The organism is Ensifer sp. YR511 (assembly GCF_900103045.1).
Classification (GTDB): Bacteria; Pseudomonadota; Alphaproteobacteria; order Rhizobiales; family Rhizobiaceae; genus Ensifer; species Ensifer adhaerens.
Genome location: NZ_FNGR01000002.1, coordinates 1 through 23,103, shown reverse-complemented (window position 1 = coordinate 23,103; position 23,103 = coordinate 1). Strand labels below are relative to the sequence as shown.

The following is a 23,103-nucleotide window of genomic DNA, read 5'->3' as shown; positions in this document are numbered from 1 at the left end:
GATGTTCTTCGTGCGCACGGCAAGCGAGCGCGACCTGGAGAAGGTTCGCGCTCTGCTGATCGAAACGTGGCACGCGACCTATGACACTTTCTACGGTGTCGAGAAGGTCAACGAACTCACGGAGCGCTGGCATTCGCTGCCGGCGCTCAAAGCCCGACTCGCGCGCAAGAACGCCGAGTTTCTTGTTGCCGACGATGGAGGGCAGCTGGGCGGCATGGGCTATGCGGCGATGTCCGACACGCAAGCCAAGACGGTGGTGCTGCACCAGCTCTATGTCCTTCCGAAGTTCCAGCGCCAGGGCGTCGGCCGCGATATCTTCGCCGAACTCGAAACCTGCTTCCCGGACGCCGAGCGCATGCGCGTCGAGGTCGAGCCGCAGAACCTGCACGCGCTCACCTTCTATCGCGCGCACGGCTTTGCCGAAGTGGGCGAGACCCCGGTTGACGACCCGTCCGGTCTGCCGGCCATCGCTCTGGAAAAGCCGCTTCTCGGCTAGGCGATCCGTCCGATTGCCTGAAGTTTCGCATGCCTGTGGATAAGCTTGAGAGGCGCGGCTCTGTCATCGCGCCGTTACCTCCGGGTGTTTGATCCGCGGGCGATGAACGATGTGAGCGGGGAAACCATGGACGCGACCGAACTCTTGATCCGCAAGGCCGAGCGTAAGGACCTCGAAGCAATCGTCGCGCTCTTCGCCAATGATCCGCTCGGCGGCCACGGCGACACGACCGACCCCGAGGCCTTCTCGGACTACGCCGCTGCCTTCGACCGGATTGAAGCCTCGACGCTGCAGACACTCTTTGTTGCGGTTCTTGGAGGGCAGGTCGTCGGCACTTTTCAAACCGCGCTGCACACGTCTCTGTCGGGGCGTGGAAGCTCCAGCCTGATCGTCGAAGCGGTCCAGACGCGTGCGGACATGCGCGGCCGTGGGATCGGTGAGCGCATGATGCGCCATGCGATCGGCGAGGCGCGGGAGAAGCGCGCAAAGAAGGTAAGGCTCACGTCCAACGCCGTGCGCACCGATGCGCATCGGTTCTACGAGCGTCTCGGCTTTGCGCGCAGCCACTTCGGCTTTCAGCTGCCGTTGAAATGACCGCCTCCGCCTCGGAATCACTGGACAAGCCCTGAGCGGCGGGGCATAAGCGGGAACATTGTTTTGGTATCTGGCCGCCTTCCCAACGGCCGGTCAAGGACGGCATCCATGAAGCTCCTGCTGCAGATTTTCACCTGGTGGAACGAACAGACGATCGGAACGCGCTTTCACACCTGGCGCCACGGTCAACGGGTCGGTCAAGACGAACTCGGTAATGTCTACTACCAGGGCGGCAAGGACTCCGAAGGCCGCACCCGCCGCTGGGTGATCTACAACGGCTACGCCGAAGCCTCCGCCATTCCGGCCGGCTGGCACGGCTGGATGCATCACCGGACCGACGTTTCTCCGGCTGATGAAAAGTACACGCCGCGCGAATGGCAGAAGGCGCACCGCGCCAATCCGACCGGAACGGCCAACGCCTACCGCCCGCAGGGCTCGATTGCCGCCACCGGCAAGCGTCCCCGCGTGACCGGCGACTACGACGCCTGGACGCCCGGCTCCTGAATAATCTGTTCTCAGTGACGACGACGGACCGCGGAATGGGTTCCTCGATCATGGCGCGGCCACAATTGATGGTTAGCGCCTGAAATCCATCGATGACGAACAGGATACGCGGGAGACAGGCGACTATGGCAGGTTCTGATCTGCGCAAGGCAATCGGCCAAGGAACACGGCGTTTGGGCTTGTCCCTGCTTGCCGCCTTGCCGCTGGTCGCATCTGCGGAAGCGGTTGACGCAGCCCGCCTTTCCAACGCCGTCGCCGTGTTCTCCGGTATCGACAAGATCACCGGCCGCATCACCACTTTCGACGTCTACATCGGCGAGACCGTGCAGTTCGGCGCCCTTCAGGTCACGCCGCGCGTCTGCTACAGCCGTGACGACACGGAAGCGCAGAAGATCACGACCTTCGTCGAGGTCGAGGAAATCACACTCGACCGCAAGATCCGCCGCATCTTCACCGGCTGGATGTTTGCCGATAGCCCCGGTCTGAACGCCGTCGAGCATCCGGTCTATGACGTCTGGCTGCAGTCCTGCAAGGCGACCTCGGACCTGCCGCCGCCGGACACCGCGCAGAAGCGCTGAGCGGCGGCGTATTCCCATTCTTTGAGATTTGGCTTGGTTAGAAGGCGAGGTCGGGCGACGACATCGCGTTCGCCAGAAGCACTTCGTATTCCGCCTTTGGCACGTCGATGGCACCGAACGACTTCAGGTGCTCGGTGGTGAACTGTGTATCGAGCAGTTCGAAGCCACGCGCCTTCAGTCGCTCGACCAGATGGACGAGGCAGATCTTCGAGGCGTCGGTGCGTCTGGAAAACATGCTTTCGCCGAAGAAGGCCGAGCCGAGCGAAACGCCGTAAAGTCCGCCAACCAGTTGGTCGCCTTCCCACGCCTCGACGCTGTGGGCATAGCCCATCGTATGCAGCGTCGCGTAGAGCGTGCGGATCTTGTTGTTGATCCAGGTGGTTGGCCGGTCGGGAGCAGGGGCAGCGCAGCCGTCCATGACCGCTTCGAACGCGGTGTTGAAGCGGATGTCGAAGGGCTTTCGGCGGATGGTTTTGGCGAGGCTGCGAGAGGTGTGGAAGCCTGCGAGCGGGATCACCCCGCGAATTTCCGGCTCGACCCAGAAGATTTCCGGGTCGTCAGCCGAATCGGCCATCGGGAAGAGGCCGATCGAATAGGCGCGCAGCAGCATGTCCGGCGTAATATCGGGCTGCTTGCTGCGCGTCCCCTTCAATGTCAGGTCCTTACTCGGACGTGGCGGCCAGATGCTTCTCCAGCCAGTGGATATCGTAGTCGCCGTTGGCAATGTCCTGATTATTGATCAGGTCCTGGAACAGCGGAAGCGTCGTCTTGATGCCGTCGATGACAAATTCGTCAAGCACGCGGCGCAGACGCATCATGCATTCGACGCGGGTACGGCCGTGCACGATCAGCTTGCCGATCAGGCTGTCGTAGTAAGGCGGGATCCGGTAGCCCTGATAGGCACCCGAGTCGACGCGCACGCCAAGACCGCCCGGCGCATGGAAATGCGTGATCGTGCCCGGGGATGGGACGAAGGTGCGCGGGTCTTCGGCATTGATGCGGCACTCGATCGCGTGTCCGGAGAACACGATGTCTTCCTGCCGGACCGAGAGGCCACCGCCGGAGGCGACGCGGATCTGCTCGTGCACCAGGTCGATGCCGGTGATCGCCTCGGTGATCGGATGCTCGACCTGAAGACGGGTGTTCATTTCGATGAAATAGAACTCGCCGTTTTCGTAGAGGAATTCGATCGTGCCGGCGCCGCGATACTTCAGCTTCTTCATGGCGTCGGCGCAGACCTGGCCGATCTTCATGCGCTGGTCGACGTTGAGCGCCGGGGAGTTTGCCTCTTCCCAGACCTTCTGGTGACGACGCTGCAGCGAGCAATCGCGTTCACCGAGATGCACCGCATTGCCGGCGCCGTCGCCGACGATCTGGATTTCGATGTGGCGCGGCTTGGAGAGGTACTTCTCCATGTAGACGGCGTCGTTGCCGAAAGCGGCAAGCGCTTCGGTGCGGGCCGTCGCAACGGCTTCCTCGAGGTCAGCCTCGCTGCGGGCGACCTTCATGCCGCGGCCGCCGCCGCCGGCGGTTGCCTTGATCAGGACCGGGAAACCGATCTTGCGGGCGACTTCGAGGGCGTTTTCCGGCTTCACTTCGCCGTCGGAGCCCGGAACGACCGGGATGCCAAGTTCCTGCGCCGTTTGCTTGGCGGTGATCTTGTCACCCATGATGCGGATGTGTTCCGCCGTCGGGCCGATGAAGGTGATGTCGTGCGCTTCAAGGATTTCGGCGAACTTGGCGTTTTCCGACAGGAAGCCGTAGCCTGGATGCACAGCGTCGGCACCGGTGATTTCGCAGGCGGCGACGATCTGGTGAATGTTCAGATAGCTATCGCGCGAGGGCGGCGGGCCGATGCAAACGCTCTCGTCGGCGAGGCGCACATGCATGGCGTCGGCGTCGGCCGTGGAATGAACGGCGACCGTGGCGATGCCGAGTTCCTTGCAGGCACGAAGCACGCGAAGGGCGATTTCGCCGCGATTGGCAATGAGAATTTTCGAGATCATCGCCGCGCCGCCTTATTCGATTACGATCAGCGGTTCGCCATATTCGACGGGGGCTGCGTCCTGGACGAAGATTTCGGTGACCTTGCCCGAGCGCGGAGCCGGGATCTGGTTCATTGTCTTCATCGCTTCGATGATGAGGATCGTCTGGCCTTCCTTGACCGTGGCGCCGACCTCAACGAAGGGGCGGGCTCCCGGTGCGGGAGACAGATAGGCAGTGCCGACCATCGGCGCGGTCACGGCATTCTTCGATGCACGGGCGCTCTCGGCGACAGGAGCAGCAACGGCGTTTGCAGGAGCGGCCGCTGCGGCGGGCATCTGGTAAGCCGGCATCTGCGGCATGGCCATCGGCATGGCAACCGGCGTGCCGTTGCGCGAAACGCGAATGCGCAGGTCGTCCTGCTCGACTTCGATCTCGGTCAGATCGGTGTCCTTGAGAATGTTGGCGAGATCGCGGATCAGCGCCTGGTCGATACCTGGTTTCTTGTCAGCCATGGAATATGAGCCTCTTGTGTTCTTTTTATTTCGACGGATTTGTCAGGTTCTTTAGCGCATGCAGCGCAAGAATGTAACTCTGGGCGCCGAAGCCGCAGATGACGCCCTTGACGGCGGGTGCGATCATCGACTTGTGGCGGAACTCCTCACGCGCATGGATGTTCGAGAGGTGCAGTTCGACGACCGGAATGCCGATGGCGCGGATGGCATCGTGAAGCGCGATCGACGTGTGGCCATAGGCGGCCGGGTTGATTGCCACGCCCGCGGCGACGTTGCCGGCCTCGTGCAGCCAATCGACCAGCATTCCCTCATGGTTCGACTGGCGGAAATCGACGTCGAATCCGAGCGCCTTGCCTTCTGCCTTGCACATGGCCTCGATGTCGGCCAGCGTCTGGCCGCCATAAATACCCGGCTCGCGCTTGCCCAGCGCATTCAGGTTGGGGCCGTTCAGCACGAAAATGGTCGATGGCATAAGGGATTCCGGTCCGGTCATGGAGGGTTACCTATAGACTGATGGTCCCGCGAGGAAAAGCCCTTTGGGCCCCCGCGGGATTTGTCCACAGTCATGGGAAGGTTTGTCAGCAGGCGGTCTTGCCGCATTCGCGCATATTGGCGACCTTGCCCTCGATCTCCTCGGCGCCGACGGCCCCGAAGACCGCTTCGTTGCCGATGACGTAGGAGGGCGTTCCGGTGATGCCGAGGTCGTTGGCAAGGCTGTAGGCCTCGCGCACGGCCGCATCATGCGGCTCCTTTTCCATTTTCGCGCGGAGGTCCTTTTCGGAGACGCCGAGCTTGGCGGCAACCGCAAGCGCTGTCTCCTCCGTGGCGCGGTCTTCCCCGCCGAGCAGCGCCCGGTGGAAGTCGCCGTATTTTTCCGGAGCGACCAGGCGGAAGGCGGCGCTCACCTTGTGGGCGGCCAGCGAATCCGGTCCGAGGATCGGCAGTTCCTTCAGCACGAAGCGCACGTTCTTGTCCTTGGCGAGGATGTCGTCCATGTCGGAAAGCGCGCGTTTGCAGTAGCCGCAGTTGTAGTCGTAGAACTCGACAACGGTGACGTCGCCTTTGGGATTGCCGAGCACCATGTCGTAGTCGGAATTGAAGATCGCCTTGTTGTTCTCGGTGATCGCGCTTTCCGCCGCTTCCTGCTGCTTGGCGCGCTGTTTCGTCGTCAGCGCCTCCTGGACCTCGAGCATGATCTCCGGATTGGCGATCAGGTATTCCTTGATGAAGGCGCCGATCTCTTCCTTCTGCTTCGCGTCGAGCGCGAATGCGTTCTGGGGCAGGCTGACCCCGGCCACGAGCGCTGCGAGCGTCCCGGCGGCAATCATCTTGGTGCTGAAGTTCATTTCTACCTCGTTGTCCTTGCGTATCCCGTGTGTCGTCCATCGCGTGTCGCCGGGTCAACCGGCTGTTCTGAATGACAACAGGATTCCTCGTATCCGCAATATGCCGGCAGCATAGGGTGGGTGTCGCGGAAACGAAACGGCAAAATCGGCGGAAATACGGCACTCGCGGACTTGTGAAGGTCATTTTCATCGGGCAAAGGGCTGGAGAACAGCCGCATATCGAGGATTTTCCGTTGGTAGATTTGTCAAAACGCAGTGCCGTCGAACCTTTCCATGCGATGGACGTACTGGCGGAGGCGACCCGTCGCCGGGATGCCGGCCACCCGGTGATCTCGATGGCCGTCGGGCAGCCCGCCCACCCGGCGCCGAAGGCAGCTCTTGAAGCGGCGCGCAAAGCGCTTGAACATGGCCGGCTCGGCTACACCGACGCGCTCGGCACCTTGTCGCTGCGCACAGCAATCGCCCGGCACTATGAAAAGCGCCACGGCATCGCGCTCGATCCGCAGCGGGTCGCGGTCACCACCGGCTCATCCGCAGGCTTCAATCTCGCATTCCTGGCCCTCTTCGATCCTGGCGATTGCGTCGCGATCGCGAGGCCCGGCTATCCGGCCTATCGCAACATCCTCGCAGCGCTTGGCCTGACGGTCGTCGAGGTCGAGGCCAATGCCGAGACCGGCTTCACTCTGACGCCTGAAAGTCTTTCGCGTGCGGCTGCGAGAATAGGCCGTCCATTGAAGGGCGTGCTTTTGGCGAGCCCAGCCAACCCGACCGGAACAGTGACGGGCAGGGCGGGCCTCAAGGCGCTGGCTGACTATTGCCGGGCCGAATCGATCGCCTTCATCTCCGACGAGATCTATCACGGACTGACCTTTGCCGGCGAAGAGGCAAGCGCGCTGGAGGTGACCGACGAGGTAATCGTCATCAACTCCTTCTCGAAATACTATTGCATGACCGGCTGGCGGATCGGCTGGATGGTGCTGCCGGCTGACAAGGTGCGGGGCTTCGAGCGCATCGCCCAGAGCCTCTACATCTCGCCGCCCGAGCTCTCGCAGATCGCGGCAGAAGCAGCGCTCAACGCGCATGAGGAGCTCGACCGTTACAAGGCCGCCTATGCCGCCAACCGGGACATGCTCATGAAGCGGTTGCCGGAGATCGGCTTCTCGATCGCCTCGCCGATGGACGGTGCCTTCTACGCCTATGCGGATGTCACCCGCTTTACCAATGACAGCATGGCCTTTGCCAAGCGGATGCTCGCCGAGATCAACGTCGCGGCAACCCCGGGATTCGACTTCGATCCGCTGGAAGGGCACCGCACGATGCGCTTCTCCTATGCCGGCGCCGAGGCCGACATGGTCGAGGCCATGGACAGGATCGCGCGGTGGCTGGCGTGACGCTCTGAGCAGGCAGGCAGGCAGGGCAGGTCCCTTCTGCCATCCGCCCAAAGGAAAAGGCCCGGATCGCTCCGGGCCTTTCGTGTTTTCAGAGTTTGGCGCTGGCCGGGCGGCTTCTTAGAAGAAGCCGCGGCGCTGCCACCAGCCGCCCTTCTTGGGCTTGCCCGGCTCTTCCTCTTCGGGCTTCGTCGCGCTCGACGTCACCACCGGTTCGGAAGCGATTTTCGAGAGGTCGCGGTTCGCACGCACAGGCTTGGCTTCGGCAAGGTCGGCCGCAGCCTCTTCCACCGCTTCGACGGCCGGGTCGGCAACCGCAGGCTGGTCTTCGATCACTGCCTGAGCAACTTCGTCGACGCTTACTGCCGGTTCTTCAGCCTTGACGGCCTTCTTGCGGGTGCGCTTCGGCTTGGCAGGCTTTACGTCCGCCACCTCGGCTTCTTCGGCAACCACAGCTGTTTCCTCAACAGCGACAGCCACTTCGACCTCGGCCGCAGCGGCCGGTGCCTCTACGGTTTCGGCTTCTTCTGCGCTATCGTCGCCGGCTTCCGCATCGGCACCGGCTTCAAGCTGGCCTTCGCCTTCACCTTCGCCTTCCGGACGGTTGCGGCGGCCGCCACGCTTGCCGCGGCGGCGGCGCTTGCGCTTCTGATCGCCATCGGCGGTCGCGGCGTCTGCATCGGCACCCTCGTCATCGCCTTCGTCCTCATCGGAACCGTCGTCGGCATCGCCTGCAGATTCGGAGACCTGGAGAGCGCTGCCTTCGGCCTGCTGGCCGCCCTTGCCGCGCCGGCGGCGACGGCGCTTGCGCTTGCGTCCGTTCTGATCTTCGGACTGGGCAGCAGCCTTCGGCTGTTCCTGCCGCTGTTCGCCGGCAATTTCTTCTGCTTCTTCCTCGTCGAGATCCTCTTCGATCACGACGTCGTCTTCTTCCTCTTCCGGCTCGAAGTGCAGCAGCTGTTCGATCTTGACCGGATTTTCGACCGGCTCGCCACGATCGATCGCGAAGTGCTGTGCGCCGACATGGGCATCAGCCTCGATGATGATCGAAACGCCGAAGCGGGCTTCGTAGTCCATGATCGTGCCGCGCTTCTGATTGAGCAGGTAGAGCGCGATATCCGGGATGGTGCGCACGGTGATGTCGTGCGTCGTGTTCTTCAGTAGGTGTTCCTCGATGCCGCGCAAGACGTGCAGTGCAACCGAAGACTGCGAGCGGACGTGACCCGTGCCGTTGCAGTGCGGGCAGGTCTGCATCGTCGATTCGAGCACCGAGGCGCGAATGCGCTGGCGCGACATTTCGAGCAGGCCGAAATGCGAGATACGGCCGACCTGGATCCGGGCGCGATCGTTCTTCAGGCAATCCTTCAGACGCTTCTCGACCGAGCGGTTGTTCCGCTTTTCTTCCATGTCGATGAAGTCGATGACGACGAGGCCGGCAAGGTCGCGCAGGCGGAGCTGGCGTGCCACTTCTTCCGCCGCTTCCAGGTTCGTCTGGAGAGCGGTGTCTTCGATCGAGTGCTCGCGCGTCGAACGGCCGGAGTTGACGTCGATCGAAACCAGGGCTTCGGTCTGGTTGATGATGATGTAGCCACCGGACTTCAGCGTTACCTGCGGCTGCAGCATGCGGTCGAGCTGCGCTTCGATGCCGGAGCGCGAGAAGATCGGATGCACGTCACGGTAAGGCTGAACCACCTTGGCGTGGCTGGGCATCAGCATCTTCATGAAGCCCTTGGCTTCCTTGTAGCCTTCCTCACCGGAAACGATGATCTCGCTGATGTCCTTGTTGTAGAGGTCGCGGATCGAGCGCTTGATCAGGCTGCCTTCTTCATAGACGAGGCAGGGGGCCGTGGAATTCAGCGTCAGCGTGCGGACGTTTTCCCACAGGCGCATCAGATATTCGAAGTCGCGTTTGATCTCGACCTTGGTGCGGTTGGCACCGGCGGTGCGCAGGATCACGCCCATGCCCTGCGGCACTTCGAGGCCGCGGGCGATTTCCTTCAGGCGCTTGCGGTCCTGCAGATTGGTGATCTTGCGGGAGATGCCGCCGCCACGTGCGGTGTTCGGCATCAGCACCGAGTAGCGACCGGCGAGCGACAGGTAGGTCGTCAGTGCCGCGCCCTTGTTGCCGCGCTCTTCCTTGGCGACCTGAACCAGCAGGATCTGGCGGCGCTTGATGACTTCCTGGATGCGGTACTGCTTGCGCGGCTTGCGAACCTGGCGATCCGGAACTTCTTCCATGGCGTCTTCGGCGCCGACGGATTCGATGATTTCCTTTTCGCCGTCGTGACTGTCGTCGTCATCATCGTCGTCGTCATGGCGACGGCGGCTGTCGACATCTTCGGAAATGGCGTCGGTATCGACCATGGCAGCCATTTCGCCGCCATTGCTCTCGTCGCCATCGGTCGATGCAGCAGCCGCTTCTTCAGCGGCCTTGGCTTTGGTCTTGCGGGTGCGCTTCGGCTTCGCCTTCGGCTTTTCGGCCGGCGCTTCCTCTTCGACGACCGGTGCGGCGTCAGCGACGGCTGCGACCGGCTCGGCTTCAGTTTCCGCGACGACTTCGAGGTCTACGGGAACGGAAAGTTCGCTTGCCGGGGCAGGGGCGGTCTCGACATGCTCGATGTCGTCGTCACGCCGCGCTTCTTCGGCTTCGGCCTTCAAGAGCGCCTGACGATCGGCGAGCGGGATCTGGTAGTAGTCGGGATGGATTTCGGCGAAAGCCAGGAACCCGTGGCGGTTGCCGCCGTAGTCGACGAAGGCGGCCTGGAGCGAGGGCTCCACCCGGGTGACCTTCGCCAGATAGATATTGCCGCGGATCTGCTTCTTATGTTCCGACTCGAAGTCGAACTCTTCTATGCGGTTCCCGCGAACGACAACGACGCGCGTCTCTTCTGAATGAGACGCATCGATAAGCATTTTCTCTGCCATCTAAGCTGTGCTCCTCGGCGCGCCAGCGGAACGGGAGACAGACCTGCTTCCTTAGGAAGACTGCCAAACACGTCGGAAGGTGCGCCGGATATGAAAGTTCCTGTTTGGCGCAGGCGATGGTGCAGCAGCCAGACGACAGCCGGAACATGTGTGTCCCGGGGCCGCGCTACTTCTGACCGATACTGCTGAGTCAACATCAATGACCAAACAAGAATGCCAATGTCCAAGGTCTCATGAAGACCCGATGAATGCGCCCGCTTGCGGGCGTCGGTGAAAAATCACCATCAAGAACTCCGGCCACCGCCGGAAATTTGCGATCCAGTGTACGGGGAGGAAATGCAGCGACGGCGGATGAACACTTGCGACCGCGGAATTGCGATAAGTTAACCGGTCAATCCGGTTCGACCGCACCCTGGCGCCAAGCTTTGGAGAAGCTCCGGCTGCCCGGTCGACTGTTCTATCCCGTCAACACTTTCTCCTTGTGACGCTTTTATGTTTTCTATGTCACATTGGCAAGGGAAAAGCCCGTGCCGCCACAATAATGATCGATTCGCTTGTCCACGTGGAGTAGGTCGATAAACGGTAAATCGATTGTCCCGGCGGGCCGGGGAAGATGATCATTGTCAAGCATTGGTTAACCATAAGGGTTCATTGATCAACCTGTGCGTCCAGCAGCCGTGCGTCGGCTGCTGTTTGGTTTTCTGAGAAAGTGGTGGAGAGCCCGAGGTGAGGCCTTTGGCGGTTTGTATGCGTGGTTCGCTGTTGTCGTTGATGTCGCGCACGGGCAGGCTTCTGCTCGGAGCATCGCTGCTTGCCGGCGGTCTTCTTTTGAACGTGCCGGCGGCTGTTGCCGCCGAGCCGGGGCCTTTGCTCGCCTTTGCTGCGCGGATCGCCGGCGACGATGCACGCACGCGCGTCGTCGTCGAGTTCGATCGCAAACCGGAATTCTCCCTGCACTACGTAGCCGATCCTGTTCGCGTCGTGGTCGACCTGCCGGAAACGGCCTTCGGCCTCAAGGCGGACAGCCTTGAACCGCGCGGCCTCTTCGATGCGATCCGCTACGGCGGCATGGGGGCGGGCAACTCCCGCATCGTTCTTTCGGCGAAAGGCCCCGTGGCGGTAACCCATGCGGAAGTCGTCGCGGAAGAGGGGGGCAAGGGCTACCGGCTCGTGCTCGATGCCGAGCGCGTCGACCAGGCGCGCTTCGATGCGCTTCTCGGTGAACAGCAGTGGACCGGATCGGTCGCCGCCGCCAAGACCGACAGGCCGGTTGCCGTCGCTCCCACGAGGGAAGGCGGGCCGTTCATCATCGCGATCGATGCGGGCCATGGAGGCATCGATACCGGTGCGCTCGCCGGCGAAACGAAGACGGAGGAGAAGCATGTAACGCTCGCCTTCGCGAAAGATCTCGTCGAGGCCCTGAACAAGGGCGCCGGGATCGAGGCTTTCCTCACCCGCGACAAGGACGTCTTCCTCTCGCTTCCCCAGCGCGTACAGATCGCCCGCAACAAGGGCGCCCATCTCTTCATTTCGCTTCATGCGGACGCGCTGCGCCAGAAGGACATCCGCGGCGCGACGGTCTATACCATCTCCGACAAGGCCTCCGACCATCTGGCCGCAAGTCTTGCCGCCCGCGAAAATTTGTCCGACGAAATCGCCGGCGTGCCGCTTCAGAGCGAGCCGGCGGAAGTGGCCGACATCCTGATCGATCTGACGCGCCGCGAGACGCAGGCCTTCTCGGTCAACATGGCGCGCGCCGTCGTTACGTCCTTCGAGGGCCAGATCAATCTCATCAACAATCCGCACCGCTTTGCCGGCTTCCGCGTGCTGCAGGCGCCGGACGTGCCCTCGATCCTGCTTGAACTGGGCTTCCTGTCGAACAAGGAGGACGAAAAACTGCTGCTGGATCCGGAGTGGCGCAAGAAGGTTTCAGAGCGTCTTGCGGTCGCTGTTCAGCGATACCGCGAGCAGGCCATCGCCAGCGGCGGCTGACGCTTGAAGGCAGGCCCGGGAACGAAGTGATTTGTGTCGCCCCGGTAACAGCGCTATGCTTTTCAACGGGATGCGCACGGGATTATCGCATAACAGCCCTATTTTACGCACAATCCGGGACCTAACCGGAATTGCGCCCGGATTTGTTGAGAAACGAGTTGAAGCCCGGAGTTCCCCGCCATATGAGGAGCCGGGCTAGGTGGGGCGTTGCGACGCCAGACGATTTCTCGTGAAAGAGTTTGGTCGGCCCGCTGTATAGAAGCCGGCAGGACAGAGCATGGACTGTCAGTCGGGCGGTTCGGCAATTGGACGATAATTAAGGTACCGGTATCTGACTGATGATCAGGCTGATTGGATATTTCTTCGGGATTGGCGCGTTTCTGCTGCTGGGTGTGGCCGGGGCCGTGGCGCTCTATCTTGGTGTCGTCACCAAGGACCTGCCGGATTACGAGGTTCTGGCGAAGTATTCGCCGCCGGTGACCACGCGCTTCCACGCCGGCAACGGCGCGCTGATGGCGGAGTATGCCCGTGAGCGGCGTCTCTATCTGCCGATCCAGGCCATCCCGGATCGCGTCAAGGCGGCCTTCATCTCGGCTGAAGACAAGAATTTCTATCAGCACCCGGGCGTTGACATCACCGGTCTTGCGCGCGCCATCGCGGTGAACCTGCAGAACTTCGGCTCCGGCCGTCGTCCGGTCGGCGCCTCGACGATCACGCAGCAGGTGGCCAAGAACTTCCTGCTCTCGTCAGACCAGACGATCGACCGCAAGGTCAAGGAAGCAATCCTCTCCTTCCGCATCGAGCAGGCCTACACCAAGGACCGCATTCTCGAACTCTATCTCAACGAGATCTTCTTCGGCCTGAATTCCTACGGCATAGCCGGTGCGGCGCTGACCTATTTCGATAAGTCTGTGACTGAGCTTACCATTGCCGAGACCGCCTATCTCGCAGCCCTTCCGAAGGGCCCGGCCAACTATCATCCGTTCCGCAAGACCGAAGCGGCGCTTGAGCGCCGCAACTGGGTAATCGACCGCATGGTCGAGAACGGCTACGTCACCAAGGCCGATGGCGAAGAAGCCAAGAAGCAGCCGCTCGGCGTCAACCCGCGTCGCGGCGGGGCGCATCTCTTCGCCTCCGACTTCTTCGCCGAGGAAGTCCGCCGACAGATCATCCAGAAATACGGCGACAACGCTCTCTATGAAGGCGGCCTGTCGGTCCGCACCTCGCTCGATCCGCGGCTGCAGATCGCCGCGCGCAAGGCGCTGCAGGCGGGTCTGCTCAGCTACGACGAGCGTCGCGGCTTCCACGGCCCGGTCAAGTCGATCGAAATCGGTGGCGATTGGGGCGAGCCGCTGGGCGCTGTCGTTGCCTTCAACGACGTGCCGGAGTGGAAGCTTGCCGTTGTTCTCTCCGTCGATGGACAGGGCGCCGAGATCGGCATTCAGCCGGAGAAGGAAGCCTCGGGCAAGATTGTCGCCGAGCGTGTCACCGGGCATATCTCCGCCAAGAACATGCAGTGGGCCTACCGTTCCGCCAGCGGCGACCGCAAGTCGGCGAAATCGCCTGAAGGCGTCTTCGGCGCCGGCGACGTCATCTATGTCGAGCCACTGCCGGAGAAGGGCGAATACCGCCTGCGCCAGCCGCCGAAGGTGCAGGGTGGCCTCGTCGCCATGGACCCGCAGACCGGCCGCGTTCTGGCGATGGTCGGCGGCTTCTCCTATGGCCAGTCGGAATTCAACCGCGCGACGCAGGCGATGCGCCAGCCGGGTTCGTCGTTCAAGCCCTTCGTCTACGCGGCCGCCCTCGACAACGGTTATACGCCTGCATCGGTCATTCTCGACGCGCCGATCGAGATCGTCGCTGGTGGCCAGGTCTGGCGCCCGGAAAACTACGGCGGCGGCTCGGCCGGTCCGTCGACGCTGCGTCTCGGCATCGAGAAGTCGCGTAACCTGATGACCGTTCGCCTCGCCAACGACATGGGCATGAACCTCGTTGCCGAATATGCCGAGCGCTTCGGCATCTACGACAAGATGCCGCCGCTGCTCGCGATGTCGCTAGGCTCGGGCGAAACCACCGTCCTGCGCATGGTTTCGGCCTATTCCGTGCTCGCCAACGGCGGCAAGCAGATCAAGCCGTCGCTGATCGACCGCATTCAGGACCGCTACGGCAAGACGATCTTCCGTCACGAGGACCGCACCTGCGACAACTGCAACGCCGGCGATTGGCAGAGCCAGGAAGAACCGGTTCTCACCGACAACCGCGAGCAGGTTCTCGATCCGATGACCTCCTACCAGATCACGTCGATGATGGAGGGCGTGGTGCTGCGCGGCACGGCTGCCGGCAAGATCAAGCTCGATCGTCCGGTTGCCGGCAAGACCGGTACCACCAATGACGAAAAGGACGCCTGGTTCGTCGGCTACACGCCGGACATGGTTGCAGGCCTCTATCTCGGCTTCGACAACCCGGCCCCGCTTGGCCGCGGCGCGACCGGCGGCAGCCTCGCCGTGCCGATCTTCAACGACTTCATGACAGAAGCGGTGAAGGGCACGCGCCCGAGCAAGTTCGTCGTGCCCGAGGGCATGAGCATGGTCGCCGTCAACCGCAAGACCGGCATGGCCGCCCAAGAGGGCGAGCCGGACACGATCATCGAGGCCTTCAAGCCCGGCACCGGCCCGGCCGACACCTTCTCGGTCATCGGCGGTCTTGACCAGTACGTGCCGCCAGAAGAGATCCTCAAGAACTCGCCGCAGGCGAACCAGGCAGTGACCTCCGGTTCCAACGGCCTGTTCTAATCCTTATCCCCTTCACGCGATGCCCGCCGCCTTTACATCAGCGGTGGGCATCGCTATTTGACGCTCACTTTCCTATCGGTTCACAAGAAGCAGGATCATGCGCAGCGAAATCGAGAACATTGTCGACGAAATCAAGCAGGCCATAAGCCTGCTGAGGAGGCATCTTTGACTGGGATCAGGCGGTAAGACGACTGGACTGGTTGAACAACAAAGCGGAAGATCCGGCGCTTTGGAACGACGCTTCGGAAGCGCAGAAGCTGATGCGCGAGCGCCAGCAACTCGATGACGGCATCAATGGCCTGCGCCGTTTCGAGCAGCAGCTCAATGACAACATCGAACTCATCGAACTCGGCGAGGAAGAGGGCGACGCCGCCATCATCGCCGACGCCGAACAGGCGTTGCGGGATCTCAGAAACGAAGCGGCGAAGAAGCAGGTCGAAGCCATGCTCTCGGGCGAGGCAGACCAGAACGATACCTATCTCGAAGTGCATTCGGGTGCCGGCGGTACCGAAAGCCAGGACTGGGCCAACATGCTTTTGCGCATGTACACCCGCTGGTCCGAGCGCCAGGGGTACAAGGTCGAGCTTCTGGAAATCCAGGACGGCGAAGAGGCCGGCATCAAGTCTGCGACGCTGCTCGTCAAGGGCCACAATGCCTATGGCTGGCTGAAGACCGAATCGGGCGTGCACCGCCTGGTTCGCATCTCGCCCTACGACAGCAACGCGCGCCGCCACACCTCGTTCTCCTCGATCTGGGTCTACCCCGTCGTCGATGATTCGATCCAGATCGACATCAACGAGAGCGATTGCCGTATCGACACCTACCGCTCGTCGGGCGCCGGCGGTCAGCACGTCAACACGACCGACTCGGCCGTGCGCATCACGCACATCCCGTCGGGCATCGTCGTGCAGTGCCAGCAGGAACGTTCGCAGCACAAGAACCGGGCGAAGGCCTGGGACATGTTGCGTGCGCGCCTCTACGAGGCCGAACTGAAGAAGCGGGAAGAGGCCGCCAACGCCGAAGCCGCGTCGAAGACCGACATCGGCTGGGGCCACCAGATCCGCTCCTACGTTCTGCAGCCCTATCAGCTGGTCAAGGACATGCGCACCGGCGTCGAAAGCACGGCACCGGGCGACGTTCTCGACGGTGAACTCAACGAGTTCATGGAGGCCGCCCTTGCGCACCGCGTCAGCGGCGGCGCGGATGCCGTCGTTGATGATCTGAACTAAGGCAGACAGCGGTCTGCACCAGTTCAATTGAAGAGGGCCGGGTGTTCGCATCCGGCCCTCTCTTTTGCTCAGTTGGAGGCACGCTCGATCTTGATGTCGCCGAGATCGTCGATGAGCACGGTCCAGCTCTCAGGCTCTCTCACTGACGGGTCCGTCTTCAGATAGACGGTCGCAAACATGCCGGGCTGCGCGGTGACACCGGTCGAGGTCTCCGGGCGGATGTCGGTGACGTAGGCCTTGAGCGCGGAGAACTCTTCGAGTTCCGCCGACGAAATCACCACAGGGCCGGCCGGGGTCGCTGCTACCTGCTGCAGATGGATCTGGGCGGTTCCATCCGCCTGGCGAAGCGCGATCAGCTTGTAGTAACCGCGCCGGGCGTCGCCCGGCTTCTCGGCGGCCGCGTTCGGATCGAGGGATGAAAGCGGCTCTCCGCTCTCCTCCCAGTAGCCGGTGCTGGTCACGAAGGTCGCCTCAGGCGGAACGATGTTGGCATCCTGAGCCTTGGCGCCGGCACTGCTGAGAAACAGGAACAGCGCGAGGAGGGCGGATCTGTGCATTGGGTCGTCGTCCTTAAGGCGGCGGCTCGGTTGCCGTTTGCTGCGGGCCGGCGGAAACCTGGCCGGCATGATGATACCATAGGTCGCGCGGAGAACGTGCGCTCAGTTCGAAAACTGCTCGGCCAGGATGCGGTCCGACCAGGAATGATCGGGATCCGAGAGTATGCGCGCCGTCATGTTTTCCGATTCGGCGATCTTCACCTTGACCACGGACTTCACTTCCTGATGGTCGGCCACCGCGTTTACCGGCCGCTTGTCGGCCTCAAGGATTTCGATCTCGACTGTGACATGGTTCGGCAGAAGCGCGCCACGCCAGCGGCGCGGGCGGAAGGCACTGACCGGGGTCATTGCCAAAAGCGGGGCCTCGAGCGGCAGGATCGGTCCGTGGGCGGAGAGATTGTAGGCGGTGGAGCCGGCAGGGGTGGCGACCAGCAGGCCGTCGCAGGTCAACTCCTCCAGCCTTGTCTTGCCATCGATCAGGACGCGGAGCTTCGCCGCCTGGTAGGACTGGCGGAAAAGGTAGACCTCGTTGATCGCAAGTGCCGTGAAGCTCTCGCCATAGACGTCGGTCGTCTGCATCTCCAGCGGATGAAACGCGTTCTCGACTGCCTGGCAGATTCGGTCCGTTAGGTTCTCCGTGCTGTAGCGGTTCATCAGGAACCCGACCGAGCCACGGTTCATGCCGTAGACCAGCTTGCCGCTGTTCATGGTCTGATGCAGCGTCTGCAGCATGAAGCCGTCGCCGCCAAGCGCGACGATCACATCGGCCTTCGACGGATCATGGTCGCCATAGATCGCCTTGAGATCAGCCGCAGCCTTTTGTGCCTCTTCCGCGGACGAGGCGAGAAAGGCTAGGGAAGTGAACGTTCGGGCCATGAAACTCTAGTCCGCTCGATATGTTATGCGCCGCCAGCGGCAATCTCTCTCTATCGTTTCTGGCATGGCCCGGAACCGAACGCATCTGAAAAATTGGGAGAATTCGCAATTTTGCTTTACACCACATGAGATTATGGTAACTCCCACCAAAGCAAGTGCCCTTATAGCTCAGTTGGTAGAGCGGCTGATTTGTAATCAGTAGGTCGGGAGTTCGAGTCTCTCTGGGGGCACCACTTCATTTCTTCCCCATTGTTTTTTCCGAATTTTTGGCGGCTATTCGAGCCGGAATTTCAGGTTCGGCGTGTTGCCGCGGGTACACCGTCGGCGCAAAGCGAGCAGTTAGTCACGCATCGCAAAGATGGCCATGAACACTGGTGTGCCGATCAGAACGCCGGCAATCGAAAATAGCGGCCCATAGATCAGCGCGCTCAGCGGTATGCCGGCGATGCATACCGCAATGCCATCCTTCAGGCAGTTGTACGGCCCGCCCTCGAATATGCCGTAGACGGGCAGGAACACCCCGCGACGATAAGGCTGACAAGGAACGCCAGGACGGCGGAGATGATCAGTCTTCCAAGAGTTCTCATCCTCCTGAAATAGGGAATCAGTGGTTTCGGCCACCGCCGATTGTTTCTCCAGCGCCGATGAACGGAGGACGAGCATTCGTCAGCTGGCTCTCTTGGAAAGGTCTTGGTCATCGAACACGTTCTTTCGGCTGCCGCCAAAAGCAGCCTTACCAACCCCGCGGCACTGGCGCCGGTCAGATGGGCGGTCGTTCTGCTTTGTGGGTTTGTCGTCTGGAGCCCTGCCAACGCGCAGGAGGGATCCGATTGGGCGGAGATGAGTTCGGGCGCGACCCAAGTTTCCGGTTTGGGGGCGGTCCGCTATTCCGTGGGATACAGCAACATCGGTTATGACCACTTTCGTTCGGAGATCGTGGTTGAGTGGCGTGACGGCGGCAAGCGGACGCAGACGATCTACGAAGGCATCTATGACAATCCCCCTGCGAAGGTCTGGGGTGCTAACGACCATCTCTGCGTTTCGATGGAGGCTTGCGCGCGATCGACGGACGCCTGCACAGTGGAGGTCATTGCCTATCGATATGACGTCGGCGCCAAGTCTTTTGCCGAGCTTGCGGACGGCGGCGAGTTTTGCCGCCGATGAGATGCGGAGCCTTGGTCGGAGTAAGCGGTCAACGCTCGATCGATCACCGGCTCCCGCATCGCTTGGTCCGGCGCTCTCCGTGCGTCTCGAGATCGTGACGCCGGTGCAGTCCGGGCAATGGTTCACGATCCGCGATCCCGGCGGCAACGTGCTGATGATCTGCCGCTGCTGATCGGAAAAGCCGCAGCGCGGCGGCATCAGATGTCGAAGGACGGTCCCATGCGCACCGGAACCTCGCGGCATTTCTGCAGGGCGTTGAGCAGGTTCTCGGCGAGATAGTCGATCAGCGCCCGGGTCGCCGGCAACATGCCCTGGCGGGACGGGAAGACGAGGTGCACGACGACGTCGTTCGACGTCCATTCCGGCAGCACCGGCGCAAGGACGCCGGCGCGGAAAGCGCGCTCGCAGATATGGTCAGGCAAGAGGGCGACCCCCATCCCTTCGATCGCGGCGCGTTCGAGAATCAGGAAATCGCTGCAGCCGACGATCGGACGATGGGTGATTTCCGTCGTGTTGCCATCGATCGAAACCAGCCGCCATACATCGGTCGGGTGCTGTTCGTTCATCGACAGCGTCGCCTGCTGGCTGAGGTTCTCGATCGTGATCTCGCCGGCGCGGGCGAGGAAGGTGGGGCTGGCTGCAAGCCGCTCGCGAACCTCGCCGAACTTGCGGATGATGAGTTGGTTGTCCGTATCGAGCTGCCCGCGGGCGCGCAGCGCCACGTCGACCCGCTCTTCTATCAGATCGATGCGACGGTTGGTGGCGGTGATCAGCAGCCGGACGCCGGGGTAGCGGCGGTGAAACGCCGGCAGGATGTCGGCAAGCATAGGGGTGAAACCGAGCGGGCAGGCGAGCCGCACCGTGCCCGAGGGCTCCGCGCGCACGGCGGCGATCTCGGCTTCGGCGGCAGCCACCCCGTCGAGAAGGCTCTGGCAATGCTCATAGAAGACCCGGCCGATATCGGTGACACGCAGCTTGCGGGTCGAGCGCTCCAGCAACCGCACACCGAGCTGCTCCTCGAGGCGGGCCACATGTTTGCTGAGCTTGGATTTGGGTATATTGAGGTCCCGTGCCGCAGCACTGAAGCCGTTGTTTCGCACGACGGCGGCAAAAAGCCCGAGGTCGTTCAGATCCTGCATTGTCCTGTCTCCGAGGTGCGGATGATGGGTATGATTGTTTCCGTCTGGAAACAGTATGTCAAATATCCGCTGGCTTATCGGGCCATTGTTTTCCCCTCATATGTGGATCACCGCAACGTAAACACAAAGGTGTTCCCATGAACGTTCTTCATATCGACTCCGGTATCCTTGGCGACCACTCGGTTTCCCGCCGTCTGACGGCTGCCCTTGCCGCGCAGGTCAAGGCTGACCGCCCGGATGCGCAGGTGACCTATCGCGACCTCGCTGCCAGCTCGCTGCCCCATCTGACCGGCGCCCAGATCATGGCCCCGGCCGACCTCGAAGGCGTCGACGCGGGTCTCGCTGCCGACGTCAAGCTTGGCCGCGACATGCTGGAAGAATTCCTCGCCGCCGACACCGTCATCATCGGCGCTCCGATGTACAACTTCGGCATTCCGAGCCAGCTGAAGGCCTGGATCGATCGCATCGCCGTCTCCGGCAAGACTTTCCGCTACACCGAGAATGGTCCGGAAGGCCTCGCCAAGGGCAAGAAGATCATCGTCGCCTCGACCCGCGGCGGCCACTACTCCGCCGGCCCGGCAGCCGTCATGGATCACCAGGAATCTTACCTGAAGACGGTCTTCGGTTTCCTTGGCATCACCGATGTCGAATTCGTGCGCGCCGAAGGCCTGAACCTCAGCGCCGACAGCAAGCAGTTTGCGATCGCCGAGGCCGAAAAGACCATCTCCGAAGGCAGCGTGCTTCGCCTGGCGAGCTAAGACCAAATTCAGCGGATCACCGAGGTGATCCGGTGGGAGGGGCGTATGCCCCACGTGCGGACGGTGCCGGTTGCGCAAGCAGCCGGCATTGTCCGTTTTCGAACATCGATATCTGCTTTATAATGCCTTCATGATGGACGGGCGGACGATCCTTTGGGGCATGACCGCTGCGGTGGCCTTTTTGCTCGCCGCCGAAGCGCCCCTTGCTGCGCCGCCGGATCATGGCTGCACCTGCCGCAATCGAGACGGTTCCAAATACGAACTTGGGCAGGTCGCTTGTCTGCGTGTCGACGGCAACGCCTACCTCGCGCGCTGCGAGATGAACCTCAACGTCACGACCTGGAAGAAACTGCGTGAAGGCTGCCCTACGGCCGGCATGAGCACACCGGGTAGCCTTGCGGGGCAATCGATCCGTTTCTGACGCGGAAGAGCGGCTTGCCGTCCTCATTCCGATCTTTTTCGAAACTGCACGGCGCAGCGCTCCGCGATCCCACCGGAGCGGAAATTTTCACAGGCGCTGTTTCGCGTTACCGCCTCGGCTTTGGCGCCGTTGTCTGTGAGCTGCGGAGGATGCGGCCGCCGTGTTTTTGCGGTGAGGCCGCCCGGAACACCTGGTGATGTCAGCGCTTCAGATGCTGGCGCGCCGCATACATCGCGATCGCCGCTGCGTTCGATACGTTCAGCGACTTTATTGCGCCGGGCATGTCGAGCCGGGCAAGATCGTTGACGATCGAGCGGGTCTTCTGCCTAAGCCCCTTGCCCTCTGAGCCGAGAACGAGGGCGATCTTTTCGCCGCTGAATGTCCCTTCCAGCGGCTGCGGCCCTTCCGAATCAAGTCCGATCGTCTGGAAGCCCAGCCGATGCAGTTCCTCGATGGCATCGCCAAGGTTGGTGATCTGGATATAGGGGATCATCTCAAGCGCGCCGGAGGCCGATTTGGCGAGCACGCCCGATTCGGTCGGGCTGTGGCGCATGGTGGTGATCAGCGCGCCGGCATCGAAGGCGACGGCCGAGCGCATGATGGCGCCGACATTGTGCGGATCGGTCACCTGGTCGAGCACGAGAATCAGCGGGCAGTCGCGCAGAGCCTCGAGCCGGCGATGCGGCAGCGGGCGGGTCTCGAGCATCACGCCCTGGTGGATCGCGTCGGGACCGAGAATCTTGTCGAGATCCTGCGGCGTCACCGTTTCGACCGGGAAGGGCAGCGCCGAAAGCTCGCCGAGTTCCAGGCGGGCGGCCGCGTTCGGCGTAACGCTGAGGCGGATGACCGCGCGCGCCGGATTGTCCAGCGCCGCGCGAACCGTGTGCAGGCCATAGAGCAGAACCTGCTCGGGCGAGAGCGGCTGCGGCTTCCAGTCGGCCGGCGCCTTGCGGCGCTTGTCCTCTCTTGGCGTGGGGATTTCGCCACGTTCCCGCTTGGCGTCGCGATGCGCGCGCCGAAGGTTGGCGTAATGGGTGTCCTTGGCGCTCTTGTCGCCGGTGCGATCTTTGCTCATTGGCGTCTTATAGAGAGGTTGCGCGTGGGGCGAAACGGTTTTCAGCGCCGGGTCCATTTTTACGGCTGTGGAGAAAATCGGAAATTTTCCACTGACCCGTGTTGACAGGACGAAACGGGGCAGTCATATACCCGGCCACAGATCGAGAGCGGCACGGCCAAGTCGCTGGTTGTCTCACGATCTCAAATGCTTGGTCGAAAGATCCCGACAGAATAATGGAGGGATGCCCGAGTGGTTAAAGGGGACGGACTGTAAATCCGTTGGCTCAGCCTACGTTGGTTCAAATCCAACTCCCTCCACCATTCTGCTTCTGGATCGAAGGCCCGCGGGTATAGCTCAATGGTAGAGCAGCAGCCTTCCAAGCTGAATACGCGGGTTCGATTCCCGCTACCCGCTCCAATAGCGGCTTCCTCCTTCTTTTCGAATTAATGTAGCAAGTCAACGTTCATCGCTAAGCGTTTGAATGTTTTGCTGCGGCTACGATTCGTAGCTCGATAGCACCGAATCTTGTAGCGGCGTCGCGCGCTTCTTATATATCGGCAGGAAAAGGCCAGCGGCGGCCGGTCCGGGCGCGCGCAATTAAGTCTTGCGCAAATCCCCTGAAACCCTTAAACGGCTCCACAAACCGGCCCTGCCGGCTGATCATTATTCATACTTGACCACAGGAAACGTACCCATGGCAAAGAGCAAATTTGAGCGCAACAAGCCGCACGTTAACATTGGCACGATTGGCCACGTTGACCATGGCAAGACGTCGCTGACCGCAGCGAT

At 62.0% G+C, this 23,103-nt stretch carries 23 protein-coding genes and 3 tRNA genes; 15 read left to right on the top strand and 11 right to left on the bottom strand.

Annotated features, from left to right (window positions below; genetic code table 11):
- Position 1: 1 nt before the first annotated feature.
- From BLU15_RS04615 to BLU15_RS04600, 4 genes are all read left to right on the top strand, one after another.
- Positions 2–496: a GNAT family N-acetyltransferase gene (locus BLU15_RS04615; RefSeq protein WP_090294496.1), complete on the top strand. Its 495-nt coding sequence runs from the start codon at positions 2–4 to the stop codon at positions 494–496.
- 102 nt (positions 497–598) lie between these two features.
- Positions 599–1,090, top strand: coding sequence for a GNAT family N-acetyltransferase (locus BLU15_RS04610; RefSeq protein ID WP_244546708.1), 492 nt, complete (start codon positions 599–601; stop codon positions 1,088–1,090).
- A gap of 108 nt (positions 1,091–1,198) precedes the next feature.
- Positions 1,199–1,594: an NADH:ubiquinone oxidoreductase subunit NDUFA12 gene (locus tag BLU15_RS04605; RefSeq protein WP_043614139.1), complete on the top strand. Its 396-nt coding sequence runs from the start codon at positions 1,199–1,201 to the stop codon at positions 1,592–1,594.
- Positions 1,595–1,719: 125 nt separating this feature from the next.
- A complete protein-coding gene (locus BLU15_RS04600) occupies positions 1,720–2,172 on the top strand; it encodes a DUF2155 domain-containing protein (protein WP_034795441.1) in 453 nt (150 codons plus the stop codon).
- A gap of 37 nt (positions 2,173–2,209) precedes the next feature.
- Here the strand turns inward: BLU15_RS04600 and aat are convergent, their stop codons facing one another.
- The 5 genes from aat to BLU15_RS04575 form a co-directional block, all read right to left on the bottom strand.
- Complete coding sequence (gene aat / locus BLU15_RS04595) at positions 2,210–2,824, bottom strand: leucyl/phenylalanyl-tRNA--protein transferase (protein ID WP_034795444.1); 615 nt, start codon at positions 2,822–2,824, stop codon at positions 2,210–2,212.
- Positions 2,825–2,834: 10 nt separating this feature from the next.
- Complete coding sequence (accC, locus tag BLU15_RS04590; protein WP_034795446.1) at positions 2,835–4,178, bottom strand: acetyl-CoA carboxylase biotin carboxylase subunit; 1,344 nt, start codon at positions 4,176–4,178, stop codon at positions 2,835–2,837.
- A 12-nt stretch (positions 4,179–4,190) separates the two neighbouring features.
- Complete coding sequence (gene accB, locus BLU15_RS04585) at positions 4,191–4,670, bottom strand: acetyl-CoA carboxylase biotin carboxyl carrier protein (RefSeq protein ID WP_090294493.1); 480 nt, start codon at positions 4,668–4,670, stop codon at positions 4,191–4,193.
- 25 nt (positions 4,671–4,695) lie between these two features.
- The gene (gene aroQ, locus BLU15_RS04580; protein ID WP_034795448.1) at positions 4,696–5,142 is read right to left on the bottom strand and encodes a type II 3-dehydroquinate dehydratase; all 447 of its coding nucleotides are present in this window, start codon (positions 5,140–5,142) and stop codon (positions 4,696–4,698) included.
- 106 nt (positions 5,143–5,248) lie between these two features.
- Entirely contained in the window at positions 5,249–6,016 is a 768-nt protein-coding gene (locus tag BLU15_RS04575) for a DsbA family protein (protein ID WP_034795449.1), read from the bottom strand.
- A 233-nt stretch (positions 6,017–6,249) separates the two neighbouring features.
- Between BLU15_RS04575 and BLU15_RS04570 the strand changes: the two genes are divergently transcribed.
- Entirely contained in the window at positions 6,250–7,407 is a 1,158-nt protein-coding gene (locus tag BLU15_RS04570; protein WP_090294794.1) for a pyridoxal phosphate-dependent aminotransferase, read from the top strand.
- Between the two features lie 117 nt (positions 7,408–7,524).
- Here BLU15_RS04570 and BLU15_RS04565 read toward each other — a convergent pair whose 3' ends face one another.
- Positions 7,525–10,329, bottom strand: coding sequence for an Rne/Rng family ribonuclease (locus BLU15_RS04565; protein WP_090294491.1), 2,805 nt, complete (start codon positions 10,327–10,329; stop codon positions 7,525–7,527).
- A 771-nt stretch (positions 10,330–11,100) separates the two neighbouring features.
- On the opposite strand from BLU15_RS04565, the gene BLU15_RS04555 reads away from it, so the two are divergent.
- The 3 genes from BLU15_RS04555 to prfB all read left to right on the top strand — a co-directional run bounded on the left by BLU15_RS04555 (position 11,101) and on the right by prfB (position 16,342).
- Positions 11,101–12,321, top strand: coding sequence for an N-acetylmuramoyl-L-alanine amidase (locus BLU15_RS04555; RefSeq protein WP_051659335.1), 1,221 nt, complete (start codon positions 11,101–11,103; stop codon positions 12,319–12,321).
- A gap of 338 nt (positions 12,322–12,659) precedes the next feature.
- A complete protein-coding gene (locus BLU15_RS04550; protein ID WP_034795452.1) occupies positions 12,660–15,113 on the top strand; it encodes a penicillin-binding protein 1A in 2,454 nt (817 codons plus the stop codon).
- Positions 15,114–15,210: 97 nt separating this feature from the next.
- Positions 15,211–16,342, top strand: a protein-coding gene (prfB, locus tag BLU15_RS04545) for a peptide chain release factor 2 (RefSeq protein ID WP_110818441.1) whose coding sequence is annotated in 2 segments (ribosomal slippage) — positions 15,211–15,279 and positions 15,281–16,342 — 1,131 coding nt in all. Because the reading frame shifts where the segments join, the coding sequence is not laid out codon by codon here.
- Between the two features lie 68 nt (positions 16,343–16,410).
- On the opposite strand, the gene BLU15_RS04540 is transcribed toward prfB, so the two are convergent.
- Both BLU15_RS04540 and BLU15_RS04535 read right to left on the bottom strand, forming a co-directional pair.
- On the bottom strand, positions 16,411–16,899 hold the full coding sequence (locus BLU15_RS04540; protein WP_060583568.1) for a hypothetical protein: 489 nt from the start codon (positions 16,897–16,899) through the stop codon (positions 16,411–16,413).
- A 102-nt stretch (positions 16,900–17,001) separates the two neighbouring features.
- Positions 17,002–17,775: an NAD kinase gene (locus BLU15_RS04535; RefSeq protein ID WP_034795458.1), complete on the bottom strand. Its 774-nt coding sequence runs from the start codon at positions 17,773–17,775 to the stop codon at positions 17,002–17,004.
- Positions 17,776–17,932: 157 nt separating this feature from the next.
- Here BLU15_RS04535 and BLU15_RS04530 point away from each other — a divergent pair.
- A tRNA-Thr gene (locus BLU15_RS04530) sits at positions 17,933–18,008 on the top strand.
- A gap of 106 nt (positions 18,009–18,114) precedes the next feature.
- Here BLU15_RS04530 and BLU15_RS04525 read toward each other — a convergent pair.
- Positions 18,115–18,438, bottom strand: a complete 324-nt coding sequence (locus tag BLU15_RS04525) for a hypothetical protein (RefSeq protein ID WP_210187432.1) — start codon at positions 18,436–18,438, stop codon at positions 18,115–18,117.
- A gap of 27 nt (positions 18,439–18,465) precedes the next feature.
- On the opposite strand from BLU15_RS04525, the gene BLU15_RS04520 reads away from it, so the two are divergent.
- Positions 18,466–18,939: a hypothetical protein gene (locus tag BLU15_RS04520; RefSeq protein WP_210187431.1), complete on the top strand. Its 474-nt coding sequence runs from the start codon at positions 18,466–18,468 to the stop codon at positions 18,937–18,939.
- Positions 18,940–19,136: 197 nt separating this feature from the next.
- Here BLU15_RS04520 and BLU15_RS04515 read toward each other — a convergent pair whose 3' ends face one another.
- Complete coding sequence (locus BLU15_RS04515) at positions 19,137–20,078, bottom strand: LysR family transcriptional regulator (protein WP_034795460.1); 942 nt, start codon at positions 20,076–20,078, stop codon at positions 19,137–19,139.
- A gap of 137 nt (positions 20,079–20,215) precedes the next feature.
- On the opposite strand from BLU15_RS04515, the gene BLU15_RS04510 reads away from it, so the two are divergent.
- Both BLU15_RS04510 and BLU15_RS04505 read left to right on the top strand, forming a co-directional pair.
- The gene (locus BLU15_RS04510; protein ID WP_034795463.1) at positions 20,216–20,836 is read left to right on the top strand and encodes an FMN-dependent NADH-azoreductase; all 621 of its coding nucleotides are present in this window, start codon (positions 20,216–20,218) and stop codon (positions 20,834–20,836) included.
- A gap of 160 nt (positions 20,837–20,996) precedes the next feature.
- Positions 20,997–21,257, top strand: a complete 261-nt coding sequence (locus BLU15_RS04505) for a hypothetical protein (RefSeq protein ID WP_226020708.1) — start codon at positions 20,997–20,999, stop codon at positions 21,255–21,257.
- Between the two features lie 199 nt (positions 21,258–21,456).
- Here BLU15_RS04505 and BLU15_RS04500 read toward each other — a convergent pair whose 3' ends face one another.
- Positions 21,457–22,332 carry a TrmH family RNA methyltransferase gene (locus BLU15_RS04500; RefSeq protein ID WP_090294791.1) on the bottom strand — a complete coding sequence of 292 codons (876 nt, stop codon included), beginning with the start codon at positions 22,330–22,332 and terminating at the stop codon, positions 21,457–21,459.
- A 217-nt stretch (positions 22,333–22,549) separates the two neighbouring features.
- On the opposite strand from BLU15_RS04500, the gene BLU15_RS04495 reads away from it, so the two are divergent.
- From BLU15_RS04495 to BLU15_RS38875, 3 genes are all read left to right on the top strand, one after another.
- Positions 22,550–22,634, top strand: a tRNA-Tyr gene (locus tag BLU15_RS04495).
- Between the two features lie 23 nt (positions 22,635–22,657).
- A tRNA-Gly gene (locus tag BLU15_RS04490) sits at positions 22,658–22,731 on the top strand.
- Between the two features lie 277 nt (positions 22,732–23,008).
- A partial coding sequence (locus BLU15_RS38875) for a GTP-binding protein (protein WP_018010120.1) occupies positions 23,009–23,103 on the top strand: 95 nt, incomplete at its 3' end.